Origin of the sequence: Gordonia sp. (in: high G+C Gram-positive bacteria), from assembly GCF_047602025.1 — a bacterium.
Classification (GTDB): Bacteria; Actinomycetota; Actinomycetes; order Mycobacteriales; family Mycobacteriaceae; genus Gordonia.
Window position 1 is genome coordinate 2,486,414 of the sequence record NZ_JASGII010000001.1, and the last position, 17,047, is coordinate 2,503,460.

Here is a 17,047-nt window from a genome sequence, read left to right on the forward strand (position 1 = left end):
ATCAGCGCAGCGCCGCCTCGACGGCCGCCAGGATCCCCCGCTGACCAGCGGCGTTGGGGTGCGCCGTCGTGCGGATCCGCGAGCCCTGCGTCGGCTCGATCCAGCGCCGCTCGGGACTCTCGCACGCGTCGCGCCCCACCGACGCGGACCAGGTGTCGACGTACACCGCGTCGTGCGCCTCGGCCGCGGCGCGAAGGGCCCGGTTGACCCGTTGGAGCAGTTCGTTGACGTACGCGACGTCGCCGCTGGCCACGCCGACCTGCGGGTAGCAGCCGTGGTCGGCGGGCAGCAGGCGCGGATAGCCGACGACGAGGAGCTTGGCGTTGGGGGCCCGCTCGCGGACGGTCGCCACCGCGTCGTCGACGGCGGGCGCGACGACGTCGTCGATCCGTTCGTCGAACTCACCGCGGTGGCCGCGGCGGCACGGATCCCCGGTCGGGTCGCTGCCGGCGACCGAGCCGCAGTCGGAGACGACGTCGAGGAACAGGCGGTCGTCGTTGCCGCCGATCATCAAGGTGACGAGCTCGGTGCGCGGGCCGAGGACCTCGACCTGGGGCGGCACCCCGAAGTACTGGTCGGTGGCGGTCACGTTGGCGGTCGTCGCCGCACCGCACGAGCTGTCGGCGAAGTCGGCGCCGGTATAGCCGCGGGCCTTGGCCAGGAGCTGGCCGAAGTTCAGTTGCGAGCGCAGGCACATGGCCGGCGAGTCCGGGATGATCGGGTCGATGCCCGAGCCCGCGGCGTAGCTGTCGCCGAGGTGCGCGTACCGCGCGCCGACCGGGGCCGCGGAAGGCGCCGGACCGTCGTCGCCGGGCGAACACCCGGCCACCGCCATTGCCACCGCGCACCCGGCGGCGGCGATCACCCGTCTCGTCTGCACATCGTCGAGGGTAGGCGCTCGCGCGGCGGTCGCCCACAGCCAACTCGCAGCACCGGATCGGCCCGGCCCCTGCCGTCACGACGACCGGTCGCCTACGGTGGACACATGGCTGAATCGGACCCGACGACCGCTGACCAGATCTCCGACAAGACCACCCTCGACGGGCTGCGCGCCGCGCTCGACGGCCCGTGGGCGCAGACCCGCGACGAGTTGCGCAAGGAAATCTCCCGCTCGGACCTGCTCGCCGATCCCGCGCTGGACCTGGGGCCGTCGCGCGCGAAGATCCTCAAAGAGATGAAGATCCTCGCGAAGAAGAACTTCGTGTCCGCGGGCTTCCGCAAGGAGCACGGCGGCACCGGCGACGTCGGCAAGGCCATCGTCGGGATCGAGATGCTCGGCTACGCGGACCTGTCGCTGATGGTGAAGTCGGGTGTCCAGTGGGGGCTGTTCGGCGGCGCGGTCGAGAACCTCGGCACCAAGCGCCACCACGACAAGTACGTCAAGGACCTGATCGATCTGAAGCTCCTCGGCAGCTTCGGCATGACCGAGACCGGCCACGGCTCCAACGTGCAGTCGTTGGAGACCACCGCGACCTACGACCCGAAGACGCAGGAATTCATCCTCAACTCCCCCACCGAGTTGGCCCGCAAGGACTACATCGGCGGCGCCGGCGAGCACGCGAAGGTGTCGGCGGTCTTCGCGCAGCTGATCACCGGCGGACCCGGCGAGGAACCGCACAGCCGCGGCGTGCACTGCTTCTACGTGCCGCTGCGCGACGCCAAGGGCAACGACCTGCCCGGCATCACGACGTCCGACTGCGGCTACAAGGGCGGTCTGCGCGGCGTCGACAACGGGCGCATCTCCTTCAAGGACGTCCGCATCCCGGCCGAGAACCTGCTCAACCGGTATGCCGACGTCGCCGCGGACGGCACCTACAGCTCCCCCATCGAGAGCGACAACCGTCGCTTCTTCACGATGCTCGGCACGCTCATCCGCGGTCGTGTCTCGGTCGGTGCGACGGCGGGCGCCGCCGCCCGCAAGGCGCTGACCCTGGCCGTGCGGTACGCGCTGATCCGCAAGCAGTTCGAGACCCCGGACGGGTCGAGCGAGGTGACGATCCTCGACTACCGCGCGCACCAGCGGAAGCTGCTCCCGCTGCTGGCGAAGTCGTACGCCATCGCCTTCGCGCAGAACGAGCTCACCGCCGAACTGCACGACGTTCAGACGCTCAAGCCCGAAGACGTCGACGAGAAGCGCCAGCGCGTCCTGGAGGGCTGGGCCGCCGGCCTCAAGGCCTACGGCAGCGGACACGCCAGCCACACCATCAACGTCTGCCGCGAGGCGTGCGGCGGCGCCGGCTACCTCGACGAGAACCAGCTGTCGATCCTGCGCGGCGACATCGACGTGTTCACCACCTTCGAGGGCGACAACACCGTGCTGACGCAGCTGGTCGGCAAGGAGCTGCTCGGCTCCTATAGCGAGGAGATGCGCGGCCTCAACGCCGCCGGCTGGGTGAAGTTCGTCGCGGGCATGGTCGGCGACACCGTCGCCGAGAAGACCGCGGTGCGCCAGGTCGTGCAGACCGTGCTCGACTCCTCCGACGAGAACACCGACGACTCCGAGCTGACCAATCGCGGCACCCAGGTCCGCCTGTTCCGCAACCGCGAGGAGCACCTGCGCCGCACGTGCGCCCAGCGCCTGCGCAAGGCCGCCGACGCCGACGACCCGTTCGCCGTCTTCAACGACGCGCAGGACCACCTGCTCAAGGCGGCCAACGCCCACATCGAGCGGCTCGTGCTGGAGTCGTTCATCCAGGCCATCGCCGACTGCGATTCGAAAGCGGCCGCCGAACTCCTCGGCAAGGTCTGCGACCTGTACGTGTACTCGGCGCTGGAGAACGACCTCTCGTGGTTCCTGATGCACCGCCACGTCTCGGTGGAGCGCGCGAAGGCGATCCGGCGCGGCGTCAACGAGCTGTGCTCAGACCTGCGCCCCTACGCACGGACCCTCGTCGACGCCTTCGGCATCCCGGAGGAACTCCTCGTCGCGCCCATGCTCGAGCACGGCTGACCGCCCACTCGGCGTGATCTGACCGCCCACTCGGCGTAAAGGGGGCTAGAGGCCCATCTGGACGGCGAGGTGGGCCTGGGTGAGCTCGGTCCGCAGGACGTCGACGTCGCGCGCCCAGGCCTGCGTCAGTTTGTCGTTGACCATCTTGAGGCCGATGCCCTTGCGGCCGCGCGGCACGGTCGGCAGGCCGCCGAGGGCGGTGGCCTTCTGCCAGTCCTTGAAGTCGTTGCCGTTGTTCTCCGGGTAGATCGTCGCGATGTCGCACAGGCAGATCCGCCGCGTGCCGCACCGCAGGGTCTTCTCGGTGAGCTCGACGCTCGCGAACTCCTTCGCCGCCGTGATGAACAGGTACACCGGGCCGGTGATCACGACGAAGAAGATGCCCATGACCAGCCAGTGGACCTGGCCGGGCCCGAGGGCCTCCATGATCAGAATGGCGCCGATGAGGATGGGGCCGATCAAGATCGGCCACCAGCTGCTGCCGGGCTCGGCGTACAGGACCTCGCCGACGTCGTCGGGAATCGGGGTCAGCCCCTCGAAGGGGCCGGGCAGCACCTCGACGTCGTCGAGGGACTCCTCGATGGGCTCGTCGGAGTCGCTCACGCTTGACCTCCCGGGTTCTGCGGCGGGGCGGGCGGGCCCTGCGGCGGCTGGGGCGGCAACTGCCACGGCTGCTGCGACCAGGCTCCGGTCGGCGGTACGGCGGGCTCCTTGGTCGCGGCGCGGAACTCGGCCATCTCCCGGCAGTAGGTGTCGGATTCGCGGCGCATCAGCAGCAGCAGGGCACCACCGGCGCAGCCGGCAGCGATCAACTGGGGGACCTGCGTCCAGGCGCGCTCACCGGCGAAGGTGAGCAGTCCGTTGGCCACGAGGTAGGCGCTCAACGCCGACAGCAGCAGTCGGGCCCAGTTGTAGCCCTGCCGCACGAACACCATGCCCACGAGCGCCACGGCCGCGGCGAGCAGGACCGACAGCACCAGCGAGGTGATCACCACCGACGACTGCGTCAGCAGGTCCGCCGACTCGCGCACCGATGCGCTCGCGTCCTTCGGCAGGTTGTCGCGGTAGTCGACCATCACCTCGCGCAGGCGGGGGTAGCTGCCGATGGTCGCGACCGACATCGCGGCGATGACCACCAGCCACAATTCCGTCGCAATGGCGATCGGCGACGCCAGCGCGGGGCGCTCTGGCTGCTGTGGAACGGTCATGAGTCCAGGCTACTGACCGTCGCCGCCGCTGAGCCAGCCGGCGACTTCGGCGGCCCAGTAGGTGAGCACGATCGACGCGCCCGCCCGACGGATCGCGGTCAGCGATTCGAGGACCGCGGCGCGACGGTCGATCCAGCCGCGCTCGGCGGCCGCGCTGATCATCGAGTACTCGCCGCTGACCTGGTAGGCGGCGACCGGCACGGTGGCCACCTCGGCGACGTCGGCGAGGATGTCGAGGTAGGCCATCGCCGGTTTCACCATCACCATGTCGGCGCCCTCGGCGAGGTCGAGTTCGAGTTCGCGCAGCGCTTCGGCACGGTTCGCGGCGTCCTGCTGGTAGGTGCGGCGGTCGCCGTCGAGCGACGAGTCGACGGCATCGCGGAACGGGCCGTAGAACGCCGACGCGTACTTCGCGGTGTAGGCAAGCAGCGCGATGTCGTCGAAGCCCGCGTCGTCGAGCGCGGTGCGGATCGCGGCGATCTGGCCGTCCATCATCCCGCTGGGCCCGAGGACGTGAGCGCCGGCGCGGGCCTGTGCGACGGCCATCGCGGCGTAGCGCTGCAGGGTCTCGTCGTTGTCGACGCGGCCGTCGTCGTCGACGACGCCGCAGTGCCCGTGATCGGTGAACTCGTCGAGGCAGGTGTCCGCCATCAGGACCGTCGCATCGCCCAGGTCCTTGCGCAGTTCACCGAGCGCGCAGTTGAGGATGCCGTCGGCGGCGTCGGCACCGGAGCCGATCGCATCCTTGTCGGCGGCGCGCGGGACGCCGAAGAGCATCAGCCCGCCGACGCCGGCCGCGACCGCTTCGTCCGCGGCCGACCGCAGCGAATCGAGCGTGTGCTGGACGACGCCGGGCATCGACGCGATCGGTTTGGGCTCGTCGATGCCGTCGGCGACGAACATCGGGAGCACCAGCCGCCGCGGGGCCAAATCGGTCTCGGCGACCAGTCGGCGCATCGCCGGCGTCGACCGCAGGCGGCGCGGACGGATCGTCGGGCCGGGCACTCGGTCAGCAGTCACGGCGTCGAGTCTAGTGAGCCTAGGACCGCGAGCGGCGCGACTTCTTGCGCGGCGGGGGCAGGGCGCCCTCGGCGCGCAGGCGGGCGGCGTGCGACGCCAGCGCCTCGACCAGGTCCGGGATGGACGCGGTTTCCGGGCGGACGTCGACGCGCAGGCCGAACTCGATCGCGGTCTCGGCCGTCTTCGGGCCGATGCAGGCGACGATGGTCCGCGCGTGCGGCTTGCCGGCGATGCCGACGAGGTTGCGCACCGTGGAGCTCGACGTGAAGCAGACCGCGTCGAAACCGCCGGTCTTGATCATCTCGCGCGTCTCCGCGGGCGGCGGCGCGGCGCGCACCGTGCGGTAGGCGGTGACGTCGTCGATCTCCCAGCCGCGCTCGCGCAGGCCCTCGGCGAGGGTCTCGGTGGCGATGTCGGCGCGGGGCAGCAGGATCCGGTTGACCGGGTCGAAGACCTCGTCGTAGGGCGGGAAGTCCTCGAGCAGGCCGAGCGAGGACTGCTCGCCCGACGGGACCAGCTCCGGCTCGATGCCGAAGGCGCGGACGCGGTCGGCGGTCGCCTCGCCCACACAGGCAATCTTCACGCCGGAGAAGGCGCGGGCGTCCAGGCCGAACTCGGCGAACTTCTCCCACACGGCGCGCACCGAGTTGGTGGAGGTGAACACCACCCACTGGTAGCGCCCGTCGACGAGGCCCTTGACGGCGCGTTCCATCTGCGCCGGCGAGCGCGGCGGCTCGACGGCGATCGTCGGGACTTCCTTGGGGATGGCGCCGTGGCCGACCAGGCGCTCGCTCATGTCGGCGGCCTGCTCCTTGGTGCGCGGCACCAGGACGGTCCAGCCGTAGAGGGCGCGCGACTCCCACCAGGAGAGCTTGCCGCGCTGGTTGACGATCTTGCCGACGGTCAGCAGCAGCGGGCCGGTGAGCTCGCCACCCTGCTCGGCGGCGGTCTCCAGCGTGGCCTCGATGGTCCGCTGGGCGCAGGTCGTGCCGTTGACGGTGATTGCGACCGGGGTGCTCGCAGACAGGCCGTTCTCAATGAGGGCCGACATCGCCTCGGCGAGGTGGCTGGCGGTGCCGTGCAGCACCAGCGGCGCCGGGGCCGACGCGAGGCGGGCCCAGTCGACGTCGCCGCGGACGTCGGCGACGGTGTAGCCCGAGCCGAGCGCCATGCCGGCGTAGCTGGGCACGACCGCGGCGGCGGGCAGGCCGGGCAGCACCTCGAACTGGACGACGGTGCGGGCCACGGCGGTGACCTCGGCGTGCACGGCGTCGGAGGTCAGGGGGTCGCCGGCGACGACGCGCACGACGTCGGTGCCGGTCTTGGCGGTGGCCACGAGGGTCTTCGCGACGTCGGCGGGATCGCCGAGCGCCGGGTGGATGTTCACCGGGTCCTCGGGGGCCTCGTCAGCGGTGTCGGCGGCGGGATCGGCAGCGGTCGCGTCCTGCGCCTGGTCGGCGTCGGCCGGTTCGGGCTGGGCGGCCTTGGTGCGCCGGGTGGTCGGCGCGACCTCCGGCCGGTGCACCTTGCCGATCAGTTCGACGACGCCGGGCGGGACGTCGGGGTCGATAAACGCGGTCGTCGCGTTGGTCAGCACGCTGCGCGCGCGAACCGTCAGCAGATCCGGGTCGCCCGGACCGGCGCCCACGAACAGGATCCGTCCCGGGGTGACTTTCTTAGTCGTCCGGCTCATCAGTCGCACTCTCCTACCCCTGCGGGGTGGTAGTTCGTCTGCTAGGCCAGAAGCGACGCGGCTCCTGACTCCAGCATTTCCGCTGCGAGCTCGCGCCCCACGTCTGCCGCCCGTTCGATCGGGCCGACCGCCGAACTCCGGATCACATCGGACCCGTCGAGGGCGGCGACCGCCGCACGAAGCGACAGCTCTAGGAAGATCCGACCGTCGTCGTCGAGAGACTCGACGACCTCGGCGTAGGCCCCGACCGGCGCGGTGCAACCGGCCTCCAGGGCCGCCAGCACTGCGCGTTCGGCGTCGACCGCCGCACGGCTGGACGGATCGTCCAACGTGGCGAGCGTGCTCACCAGTTGGGCATCGTCGGTGCGGCACTCGACGGCCAGGGCTCCCTGGGCCGGCGCCGGCAGCAGCACCACCGGATCGAACGCTTCGGCAATGACCTCGGTCTTGCCGATGCGGGCCAACCCGGCCCGGGCAACCACGACTGCGTCGAGTTCACCGTTGGCGACTTTGCCCAACCGAGAATCAAGGTTGCCTCTTAGGGGGCGGATTTCCAAACCGAGACCCAATGCTCTAAGCTGCGCGACCCGTCGCGGGGCCGAGGTGCCCACCGTGGCTCCGGGCGGCAGCTCCCCCAAGACCCGGTTTCCCACGCTGACCAGGGCATCTCGTGCATCTTGCCGGGTCGGGACGGCCGCGATCACCAGGTCGGATTCGGGCGCGGTGGGCAGATCCTTGTAGGAGTGCACCGCGACGTCGATTTCGTCGTTGCGCAGGGCCACGCGCAACGCAGTGGTGAAGACGCCGACGCCGATCTCGGCCACCGGGGCCGCCGACAGGTCGCCCTCGGTCTTGATGATGACGAGGTCCGCGGGGTGTCCGGCGTCGGTCAGAGCCTGGGCGACGTGCCCGGCCTGGGTGGTGGCCAACAGTGATCCGCGGGTCCCGATGCGCAGCACCGGAGGGGTCATTGGGGTCCGTCCTGGTCGGGCAGCAGCAGCGCGTCGGCGTCCGGCGCGGCCACCGCCTCCGCGGCACCGGGCTTGAGCTCGAAGAGCTCGCGCAGCGCCTGCGCGTACTGATCGCCGTCGGCGGTCGCCGCCAGTTGCTTCACCCGGACGGTCGGGGCGTGCAGCAGCTTGTCGACGACGCGGCGCACGGTCTTGGCGACCTCGTCGCGCTCGGTGTCCGACATCTCGGGGAGGCGCGACTCCAGGCGCAGGATCTCCGCCTCGACGACGTCGTTGGCGCGCTGGCGCAGCGCGGTCACCGTCGGGGTGACCTCGGCGCGGCGCTGGGCGGCGAGGTAGTCGGCGAGTTCGGCGGCGATGATCGCGCGGGCGCCGACGACGTCGGTCTCGGCGGCCTGGGCCTCCTCGTCGCCGCGCAGGCCCTCGATGTCGATGAGCTCGACGCCGGGCAGGCGTCCCGCGGCCGGGTCGACGTTGCGGGGCAGGCCGAGGTCGCAGATGACCAGCGGGGTCTCGGCGGTGCGCGCGGCGAGGGCGTGGTGCACCTCGGCGACGCTGACGACCGAGCCGACCGAGCCGGAGCAGGTCATCAGCACGTCCGCCGACGCCATCGCGGCCGGCAGTTCGTCGAGGCCGACGCCGACGGCGGTGACCAACGGGTGGTTGGCGGCGACGTTGTCGGCCAGGCGCTGCGCCTTCTCGACGCTGCGGTTGACGATGGTGATCTGGTTGACGCCCTCGCGCGCCAGGTGCACGGCCGACAGCCCGCCCATCGCGCCGGCGCCCAGGACGACGCCGCGGCGCAGCTCGCCGCCCGCCGAGTCGAGCACGCCGCGGGCCTTGTGCAGGGCCACCGAGACGACGGAGGCGCCGGCCCGGTCGATGCCGGTCTCGGTGTGGACCCGTTTGCCGACGCGCAGCGCCTGCTGCGCCAACTCGTGCAGCACGCGGCCGGCGGTGCGGTTTGCGTCGGCGCTGGCGTAGGCGCTGCGGATCTGGCCGAGGATCTGCTGCTCGCCGACGACGAGGGAATCGAGTCCGGCCGCGACGGTGAACAGGTGCTCGGCCGCCGACTCCGAGTAGCGCACGTACGCGTGCTGGGTCATCTCGTTGATGCTGAGGCCGGAGTGCTCGCCGAGGACGTTGCCCACGGCCTCGAGCGCCGGGTGGAAGGCGTCGACGACGGCGTAGATCTCCACGCGGTTGCAGGTGGACACGACCATCGCCTCGGACATGGTCTGCGCGGTGAGCAGCTTGTCGACGATCTTGGGGCGGTCGTGCTCGGAGATGGCCAACCGCTCCAGCACCCCGACCGGGGCGCTGCGGTGCGACACACCGAACAACAGGATGCTCACAACGGGCTCACCTTCTCCGCCGCAGCCGCGAAGTTCAACAGCTGCAACTCCAAGGCTAGGTCAATCCGGCGGATGGACTGGCCGTCTTGCGGAGTCAGCGACACGGTTGTGACGTTGAGGATCTGCTGGACCCCGGCCGCCGCGAAGGCGTCACACACCGCTTGGGCGCTGGCGTCGTCGGTGGCGATGACGCCGATGTCGAAGGGCTCGCCGTCGGCCGCGCTGCCGCCGATGGCGCTCAGCGGCTGCACGATCGGGCCGTCCGGGTCCAGGCGGGTGCCAACGAGGTCCACGTCGTCGTCGAACAGGGCGCCGAGCGTGTAGCGGGGGTCTTTGCCGGTGTGCGCGAGCAGTGCCCGCCCGAGCGAGCCGACGCCGGCGAGGGCCACGACCTGGGCCGAGTCGCTGTGCAGCGCCATCGAGACCGTCGCGATCAGTTTGTGCACCTGGTAGCCGACGCCGCGGACGCCGTGCCCGCCGACGTAGGACAGGTCTTTGCGCAGGATCAGCGGGTTCACCCCGGAGGCCTGGGCGAGTTCGGCGCTGGAGATGACGGTGACGCCGGTCGCGGCGCGCTCGCGCAGGGCGGTCAGGTAGGTCGCCAAGCGGGCCACCGACGGGCCGGGAATCCTGGCCGTCGGTCTGCTCTCAGACAGCGACGTCATTGGAACAGGATATCTACGACGCGAGGTCGTTGCGCAGGCGCCCCTCGTCGACGGTCCAATAACTGTGCTCGTCGCCGTCGAGCAGGATGACGGGCAGTCGGTCGCCGTACTCGGCCCGCAACTCGGCGTCCCCGGCCGCCGCGCGCTCGTCGACGTCGACCTCGTCGAAACCCTCGCCGAGATCGGCACAGATCCGCGTCAGGTCGCCGCGCGCGGTGTCGCAGGCGCTGCAGCCAGCCCGGCTCAGCAACACGATTCGCATGTCGCCCTCCTCACCTCCACCAGTGTGCCATTGCGATTAGTGTTGGAGTCCTAGCCAAGCAGCGGTGCCTGCCCAGCGGAGGGAGCGACGTGAGCGACGACCGCCACGACGAGCCGGACGACGTCCCGGTCCGCGATCGCGACCTCGACCCGGACGTTGATTTCGAGCCCGAGGACCTCGACGAACTCGACGACCTCGAGGCCGACGCGGAGACCGTCGCCGCGGGCGACGAGGCCGTCGAGACCGAGTCGGATCGCCGCGTCCGGGAGTGGGTCAGTTCCGCCAGTGGCCGGTTCCGGCAAACGGCGGCGGAGCTCCGGCAGAACCTCGCCGGGGAGGCCGCCGCCAAGGCCGCGCTGGAATCGTTGGCACAGCGCGCCGAGACCCGGCCGGACGGCGCCGATCTGACCGCGGCCGCCTTCTTCGACGTCGACAACACGCTCGTCCAGGGCGCCTCGATCGTTCACTTCGCCCGCGGCCTGGCCGCCCACAAGTACTTCTCCTACAACGACGTCGCCAGCGCCCTGTGGGCCCAGGTCAAGTTCCGGATCACCGGCAAGGAGAACGCCGAGGATGTCGCCGAGGGCCGCGACAAGGCGCTGTCGTTCATCGCCGGTCGGCCCACCGCCGAGCTCGTCGAACTCGGCGAGCAGATCTACGACGAGTACATCGCCGACAAGATCTGGCCGGGCACCCGCGCGCTGACGCAGCGCCACCTCGACGCCGGCCAACAGGTCTGGTTGGTGACCGCCACCCCGGTCGAACTGGCGCAGACCATCGCCAACCGGTTGGGCCTGACGGGCGCCCTGGGCACGGTGGCCGAGAGCGAGGACGGCATCTTCACCGGACGCCTCGTCGGCGACGTCCTGCACGGGCCGGGCAAGGCGCAGGCCGTCCGCTCGCTGGCGATCCGCGAGGGGCTGAACCTGCAGCGCTGCACGGCCTACTCCGACTCGCACAACGACGTCCCGATGCTCTCGCTCGTCGGGACCGCGGTGGCGATCAACCCCGACTCCGACCTCAAAGAGGTCGCGCGGGTGCGCGGCTGGGAGACCTACGACTTCCGCACCGCGCGCAAGGCGGCGAAGTACGGCGTGCCGACGGCGGTCGCGCTGGGCGCGCTCGGCGGTGTGGGTGCCGCGGTGCTGCGGCGCGGGCGCAGCGGCTGATCAGCCCAGGTAGACGCTGCCGCGGCGGCTCAGCATGCGGAACAGCGTCTGCTGGATCTCCTCGCGGACGTGGTCGGTGAGGTCGAAGACCACCAGCGGGTCGTCGGCGGCCGACTCGTCGTAGCCGTCGGTGGCGATCGGCTTGCCTAAGTGGATGTGCCACTTCGACGGCAGCGGGATCGCACCGAGGGGGCCGAGCCACGGGAACAGCGGCGTGATCGGGAAGTACGGCAGGCCCAGCAGCTTCGCGACCGGCTTGAGGTCGCCGAGCATCGGGTAGATCTCCTCCGAGCCGACGATCGACACGGGGATGATCGGGGCGCCGGTGCGGATCGCGGTGGTGACGAAGCCGCCGCGCCCGAAGCGCTGCAGCTTGTAGCGGTCCTTGTACATCTTGCCGATGCCCTTGTAGCCCTCCGGCCACACCGCCGTCAGCTCGCCGGCCCGCAGGAGGTGCTCGGCGTCGCTGTTGCAGGCGAGGGTCGCACCGATGCGCCGGGCGAGTTCGCTGACGACCGGCGCGTCGAACGCCATGTCGGCGGCCAGGATGCGCAGGTGTCGACCGGTCGGGTGGTTGTCGTGCACCGCGAGCGAAGTCATCAGCGCGTCGATCGGGATGCTGCCGGCGTGGTTGGCGACGAGCAGCGCACCGCCGTCGACGGGCAGGTTCTCGATGCCGGTGACCTCGACGCGGAACCACTTCTCGTAGATCGGGCGGATCGCGGGGAACCACACCGAGTCGGTGAAGTGCGGGTCGAAGCCGAAGTCGTCGACCTCGTACTCGCCGGCGAGGCGCTCGCGCAGGTAGCCGGCGGTGTTGGTGAGCGCGTCCGCGAGGCTGGTGCGCACACCGTCCAGGCTGAGCAACGGGCTCGGCTGCGCGGGGCCGACGTGCTCGATGCCCAGGGCCTCGTCGGGCAGCTGCACGTCGTCGTTGATCGGGGTGATCGCGGCGGGCTCGCGACCGAAGCCGTCGGTGTTCGGGTGGCCCACGGCCTGCGACGGGTGGCGCTGCTTGCCCGACTGCCGTCGAGCGGCCGCCTCGTTGACGGGCTGGGCGCCCGGCGTCGAGTAGAGCTGGATCACCTTCGCGGTGCGCGGGTCGTGTGCGCGACGGCCGGCCATGGGTTTCACCCCCGTTCGTGGATCGACGGACAGCTGTATCGGGCCAAGCTTACGACGTGGCGGCCGCGCGCGGGACGTTGCCGCTCAGGGTCGTGAAAAATCACACAGGATTGCGTCACACTGGCGAATCGCCAGGTCAGGATCACAAAAGCTGATGTGCCGCGCCGACGACCCGCTGTTCCAGGTCGTGCCAGCGCCGGGGGCTGATCAGCATGTCGGAGGCGCCGCGCTCGATGAAGTCGTCGACGGTCTCGCTGGTCGTGTACCGCGGGTGGAAGTCCAGCTCGGTGCGCATCCGGGTGTTGTCCAGGACGCGGCCGTAGGTCACCCAGTCCATCTGCGACGACCGCAGGCGCGCCGAGCGGACGTCGGCGAACACGCCGCTGATCGGGGTGACCAGCCCGGATGGGACGGGTAGCTCGATGCGGCCGGCGCGGCGGATCGCCTGGGTCATGGTGATGACGCCGTCGGCGGCGATGTTGAAGGTGCCCGCCGGCGCGGACGTCGTGAGGCGCTCCATCGCCGCGAGCGCATCCTCTTCGTGCAGGAACTGCAGGCGCGGCTGGTAGCCGATCACCGTCGGGACGAGCGGGGCCGACAGGTAGGCGCCCATGCGGGTCTGCATCCGCGGGCCCAGGATCGCCTGGAGGCGGGCGATGGTCACGGCGATGTCGGGGCGGCGACGGGCCAGTCCGCGCGCATAGCCCTCGATGTCGAGGAGATCGCGGCCGTAGCCGTTGGTGGGCTCGCGCACCGCGCGGTCGCCCTCGCTGAAGTACGCGGGATCCTTGCTGCTGGCGCCGTAGACCATGGCGGTGGAGCGGAGGATGAGGCGCTTCACCGACGGGCTGCGCTGGCAGGCCGCGCAGACCTGCATGGCGCCGACGACGTTGAACTCCTTGATCGCCGCGGAATGGGCGGCGACGTCCATGATCGAGGTGGCCGCGTGCACGACGGTGTCGACCTCGTGCGCGGCGATCGTCTTGGCGATGACCGGCCGGCGGATGTCCAGGCGCAGGAACTCGGCCCGGCCCATGCGGCGCAGCAGCGCCTTGTTCGGCACCCGCGAGTCGACCGCGAGCACCTTCTCGATTTCGGGGTTGGCGGCCAACCGGGCCACCAGGTGGCCGCCGAGGAAGGTCGACGCGCCGGTCACCAGGACCACGCGCGGGGCAGCCGCCTGCGTACCGGAATCATCCTGTGCCATGGCGGTTACCCCCTATGCGGCGATCGTAGTGCGGCTCTGGCCTACTTGCCGAGCTTGCGACGCTGGACGCGCGTGCGGCGGAGCAGCTTGCGGTGCTTCTTCTTCGACATGCGCTTGCGGCGCTTCTTGATGACAGAACCCATGGGGTCGTTCCTCACGTTCGTGGTCGGGCGGCGCGGCCACCCCTGGCGAATAGGGCCACTTTACCGGGCTGGCGCCGACTGCCCCTAATCGCCCGGTACACACGACAAAGCCCCGACCTCCGATGGTGGCCGGGGGTTTGACGAGTTTGCTAAGCGATAACCGCTAGCCGACGTCGAAGTACGACGTCTCCAGGTAGTCGTGCACAGCCTTGGCGTGGACGCGGAACGAACGGCCGACGCGAACCGCCGGGAGCTCGCCGTTGTGGACCAGGCGGTAGACGGTCATCTTGGAGACGCGCATCAGCGCAGCGACCTCGGCGACGGTCAGGAACTGCGAACCAGCCGCATTCCCGCCGTTGCGGTCACCAGACATATCTGCAGGTGCCATCAGTACTCATACCTCTCACAGCACGAGTCGCGGCCGTTGGCTTCCCCTCCGACGGCTATCTGACACGCACGTGCTGAAGGCAGCTTAGCGTGGCTGATGTGAAAATAGCGACGGGAGTTGCGGACAAGTACTGATTTGTTGCCTTAGCGTGGCCAAAACCGGCGAGTCACCTGGGAGTTTGCCGGATCAACTGCTATACGCGTCAGTCTTCTCGGTCTTTTCCGTTACCGGAGGAACCCTCAAGCTCGGATCGACGGCTGAGTTTCGCACTCTTCGCCGCCGCCGCCGCGGTGGCCGCATACATCGTCGAACGCAGCCCGCCGCGCTCCAGTTCCGTAATCGCCGCGGCGGTCGTGCCGCCGGGCGAGGTGACCGCCGCCCGCAGGTCGGTGGACGTCATGCCGGACTCGGTGAGCATCGCGCCCGCACCGCGGATGGTCTGCTTGGCCATCTCGGCCGCCTGCGCGCGGGTCAGCCCCAGTGCGACGCCGGCGTCGATCATCGATTCGGCGAGCAAGAACACGTAGGCGGGGCCGGAGCCGGAGATAGCGGTGACCGCATCCATCTGGCTCTCCGGCACGACCATCACCTTGCCGACCGCCGACAGCAGCTCGGAGACCGCCGCGACCTGCTCGTCGGTCGCATACCGCCCGGGGGCCAGCGCGCTCATCGCCTCGTTCACCAGCAGCGGCATGTTGGGCATCACGCGGATGACCGGCGAACCCGCGGGCAGCGCGTTCTCGTACTTGGCGGCGGGGAGCCCGGCGACGAGGGTCACGGTGACGCGCTCGACGTCGTTGTTGTCCTCGACCTTGCCCAGCTCGGCCAACACCGAGTCCACGGCGTCGGGCTTGACCGCGATGACCACGATCTGCGCGTGCTCGGCGGCAGTCGGGATGTCGGTGACGAGCACCTTGTAGACGTCGGCGAGTTCGGCGGCCCGCTCCGGTCCGCGCTCGACGATCGCGAGGTCGCGCGCGGGCTTGCCCGACGCGATGAGGCCGGCCAACAGGGCCTCGCCGATCTTGCCGCCGCCGATGATGGCTACGCGCTCGGACATGGGGTTCTCGCTTTCCTCAATATGTTCACTTCACTGATGTCGGGCCCGGTACCGGCTTGGCCGGGATCAGCGCGAGCTGCCGGGATTGGCCGACGACGACTCCGGTCGAGTCAAGCACGGTGTGGTCGGATTCGAACATCCCCTGCCCCACTTCGATGCTCCGATTCTCGAAGCGCAGCCACCCCGGCCCGCCGTCGGACGCCGGTGCCGCCGCTGGGATGCGCCGCAGATAGGTCGCCAGGGTGACGGTCGGCGCCCAGCCGAAAACCCCGAGGTTCATCACGACCGGCGGCGAGATGTCGCACACGAGCGTGACGAACGGCAGGTCCGCGGCCGCCGCCGTGGGCCGCACCCAACCGCGGGTGGTCGGCTCGCCCCGACCGCCGACGGCCGCCGGGAAGGTGGCCGGATCCAGGGCGAAGTCGACGACCGGGTGCATGTGCATGATCTCTTCCATCGGCGACCCGGCCAGGTGCAGCGCATCGGCGGCCGGCTCGACGGGTAACTCGCGCAGCGGAACCGCGGCGCTGTGGCGCGGTTCGCCATGGTCGAGCAGCGCGATGACGACGGTCGTGGTGATCATGGCCCGGCCGCCCTGGGACAGTTCCACGTCGACGACCGATACCGTCCGGCCCCGCTTGACCAGGCGGGCGACCAGCTCGACTTCCGCGGGGTCGGGTGCGTTCAGGTAGGTGCTGGTGGCGGCCACCGGCAGCGCCGCGGCCCCGTCGACGTCGGCGAGGTCGACGCCCTCCTGCCCGGTGAGTGCCAGGTGCGCGGCGTGGGCGGCGTTCACGATCAACGCCTGCGCCGAGCCGCCGTGCACCTTGGGCCCGATGGTGAACACCGGGTCGATGGTCGCGCGCAGCCGCATCGACTCGTCGTCGCGGTCGATGATCGTCGGGGTCAGGGCGTCGCCCAGCGCACTCACGGGCGGCCCTGTCGGACGGCCGGGTCGTGGCCGTCGATGGTTCCCGGTCGACGCAGGTGCGTGCGCGCGAAGTCGAGCGACCGGGCGAGCATGGCGGCGCGCTCGTCCTTGCTGCGGGCGCCGCTGGTGGTGACCTCGAGGACGACCCCGCCGTCGAAGTCGCTGGCCGCGATGCGGCGGCAGATCTCGCTGCACGGCTGGTTCCCGTCACCGGGGATCAGGTGTTCATCGTGCGCGGCGCCGTCGCCGTCGGTCAGGTGCAGGTGCCGCATCCCCGACGCCATGCGCTCGAACATCGCCAGCGCGTCCATGCCGGCCGTCGCGGTGTGGGAGAGGTCGAGCGTGTAGTTCGCGTAGCCGTCGTCGGTGGGATCGATGGATTTGCCGAAGGCCGACGTCGCCAGCCCGGCACTGCCGCCGCGCGCCGCCATGCGTTTGGCCGACCGCTCCCCCGCCCCGAAGAAGCGGTCCGCGCGCAGCGGGAACATGTTCTCCACGGCGACGGCGATGCCGCTGTCCGATTCGAGTTCGCCGACCAGGTCCTCGAAGGCGGCCACATACGCGCGCTGCCAGCGGAACGGCGGGTGCACGACGACCGTCGGCGCACCGAGCGCGTCCGCGGCCTCGACCGCGCGACCGAGTTTGCGGATGGGATCGCGGCCCCACACGCGCTGCGAGATCACCAAGCACGGGGCGTGGATCGACAGGATCGGCATCTGGTACTTGTGCGACAGCCGCTCGACACGGCCGACGTCCTGGCTGATCGGGTCGCCCCAGACCATGACCTCGACCCCGTCGTAGCCGAGGTCGGCGGCGTAGCGGAACGCCGCTTCGATCCCCTGCGGGTAGACCGACGCGGTGGACAGCCCCACCGGGATCTCCTCCAGGATCACCAGGCCC

At 70.6% G+C, this 17,047-nt stretch carries 18 protein-coding genes; 2 read left to right on the forward strand and 16 right to left on the reverse strand.

The window, feature by feature from the left end; all coding sequences use genetic code 11:
* Position 1 precedes the first annotated feature (1 nt).
* Entirely contained in the window at positions 2-880 is an 879-nt protein-coding gene (locus QM728_RS12490; RefSeq protein ID WP_415032328.1) for an SGNH/GDSL hydrolase family protein, read from the reverse strand.
* Positions 881-985: 105 nt separating this feature from the next.
* Between QM728_RS12490 and QM728_RS12495 the strand changes: the two genes are divergently transcribed.
* Entirely contained in the window at positions 986-2,950 is a 1,965-nt protein-coding gene (locus QM728_RS12495; RefSeq protein ID WP_415032329.1) for an acyl-CoA dehydrogenase, read from the forward strand.
* 45 nt (positions 2,951-2,995) lie between these two features.
* Here QM728_RS12495 and QM728_RS12500 read toward each other — a convergent pair whose 3' ends face one another.
* From QM728_RS12500 to QM728_RS12535, 8 genes are read right to left on the reverse strand one after another with little or no spacing between them, the layout of a single operon-like run.
* Complete coding sequence (locus tag QM728_RS12500) at positions 2,996-3,553, reverse strand: DUF3093 domain-containing protein (RefSeq protein ID WP_415032330.1); 558 nt, start codon at positions 3,551-3,553, stop codon at positions 2,996-2,998.
* The gene (locus QM728_RS12505) at positions 3,550-4,158 is read right to left on the reverse strand and encodes a hypothetical protein (protein ID WP_415032331.1); all 609 of its coding nucleotides are present in this window, start codon (positions 4,156-4,158) and stop codon (positions 3,550-3,552) included. Before QM728_RS12505 ends, QM728_RS12500 begins: the two co-directional genes overlap by 4 nt.
* Before the next feature lie 9 nt (positions 4,159-4,167).
* Positions 4,168-5,178 (reverse strand): porphobilinogen synthase, encoded by a 1,011-nt coding sequence (gene hemB, locus QM728_RS12510; RefSeq protein ID WP_415032332.1) that lies wholly within the window; start codon positions 5,176-5,178, stop codon positions 4,168-4,170.
* A gap of 19 nt (positions 5,179-5,197) precedes the next feature.
* Complete coding sequence (locus QM728_RS12515) at positions 5,198-6,871, reverse strand: uroporphyrinogen-III synthase (RefSeq protein WP_415032333.1); 1,674 nt, start codon at positions 6,869-6,871, stop codon at positions 5,198-5,200.
* 41 nt (positions 6,872-6,912) lie between these two features.
* On the reverse strand, positions 6,913-7,842 hold the full coding sequence (hemC, locus tag QM728_RS12520) for a hydroxymethylbilane synthase (protein WP_415032334.1): 930 nt from the start codon (positions 7,840-7,842) through the stop codon (positions 6,913-6,915).
* On the reverse strand, positions 7,839-9,197 hold the full coding sequence (locus tag QM728_RS12525; protein ID WP_415032335.1) for a glutamyl-tRNA reductase: 1,359 nt from the start codon (positions 9,195-9,197) through the stop codon (positions 7,839-7,841). Before QM728_RS12525 ends, hemC begins: the two co-directional genes overlap by 4 nt.
* The gene (locus tag QM728_RS12530; protein ID WP_415032336.1) at positions 9,194-9,862 is read right to left on the reverse strand and encodes a redox-sensing transcriptional repressor Rex; all 669 of its coding nucleotides are present in this window, start codon (positions 9,860-9,862) and stop codon (positions 9,194-9,196) included. The genes QM728_RS12525 and QM728_RS12530 overlap by 4 nt, the downstream gene beginning before the upstream one ends.
* Before the next feature lie 13 nt (positions 9,863-9,875).
* Positions 9,876-10,124, reverse strand: a complete 249-nt coding sequence (locus tag QM728_RS12535; protein ID WP_415032337.1) for a glutaredoxin family protein — start codon at positions 10,122-10,124, stop codon at positions 9,876-9,878.
* An 89-nt stretch (positions 10,125-10,213) separates the two neighbouring features.
* Here QM728_RS12535 and QM728_RS12540 point away from each other — a divergent pair, with 89 nt between their 5' ends.
* Positions 10,214-11,293: an HAD family hydrolase gene (locus tag QM728_RS12540; RefSeq protein ID WP_415032338.1), complete on the forward strand. Its 1,080-nt coding sequence runs from the start codon at positions 10,214-10,216 to the stop codon at positions 11,291-11,293.
* On the opposite strand, the gene QM728_RS12545 is transcribed toward QM728_RS12540, so the two are convergent.
* The 7 genes from QM728_RS12545 to QM728_RS12575 all read right to left on the reverse strand — a co-directional run bounded on the left by QM728_RS12545 (position 11,294) and on the right by QM728_RS12575 (position 17,040).
* On the reverse strand, positions 11,294-12,418 hold the full coding sequence (locus QM728_RS12545; RefSeq protein WP_415032339.1) for a lysophospholipid acyltransferase family protein: 1,125 nt from the start codon (positions 12,416-12,418) through the stop codon (positions 11,294-11,296).
* A 142-nt stretch (positions 12,419-12,560) separates the two neighbouring features.
* The gene (locus tag QM728_RS12550; protein ID WP_415032340.1) at positions 12,561-13,625 is read right to left on the reverse strand and encodes an NAD-dependent epimerase/dehydratase family protein; all 1,065 of its coding nucleotides are present in this window, start codon (positions 13,623-13,625) and stop codon (positions 12,561-12,563) included.
* 41 nt (positions 13,626-13,666) lie between these two features.
* A complete protein-coding gene (locus tag QM728_RS12555; RefSeq protein ID WP_003402602.1) occupies positions 13,667-13,768 on the reverse strand; it encodes a 30S ribosomal protein bS22 in 102 nt (33 codons plus the stop codon).
* A gap of 163 nt (positions 13,769-13,931) precedes the next feature.
* Positions 13,932-14,156 carry a helix-turn-helix domain-containing protein gene (locus QM728_RS12560; RefSeq protein ID WP_415032341.1) on the reverse strand — a complete coding sequence of 75 codons (225 nt, stop codon included), beginning with the start codon at positions 14,154-14,156 and terminating at the stop codon, positions 13,932-13,934.
* A gap of 202 nt (positions 14,157-14,358) precedes the next feature.
* Complete coding sequence (gene proC / locus QM728_RS12565; protein WP_415032342.1) at positions 14,359-15,216, reverse strand: pyrroline-5-carboxylate reductase; 858 nt, start codon at positions 15,214-15,216, stop codon at positions 14,359-14,361.
* A gap of 25 nt (positions 15,217-15,241) precedes the next feature.
* Positions 15,242-16,147: a thioesterase family protein gene (locus tag QM728_RS12570; RefSeq protein WP_415032343.1), complete on the reverse strand. Its 906-nt coding sequence runs from the start codon at positions 16,145-16,147 to the stop codon at positions 15,242-15,244.
* Positions 16,144-17,040: a sugar phosphate isomerase/epimerase family protein gene (locus QM728_RS12575; RefSeq protein ID WP_415032344.1), complete on the reverse strand. Its 897-nt coding sequence runs from the start codon at positions 17,038-17,040 to the stop codon at positions 16,144-16,146. The genes QM728_RS12570 and QM728_RS12575 overlap by 4 nt, the downstream gene beginning before the upstream one ends.
* Positions 17,041-17,047: the final 7 nt, after the last annotated feature.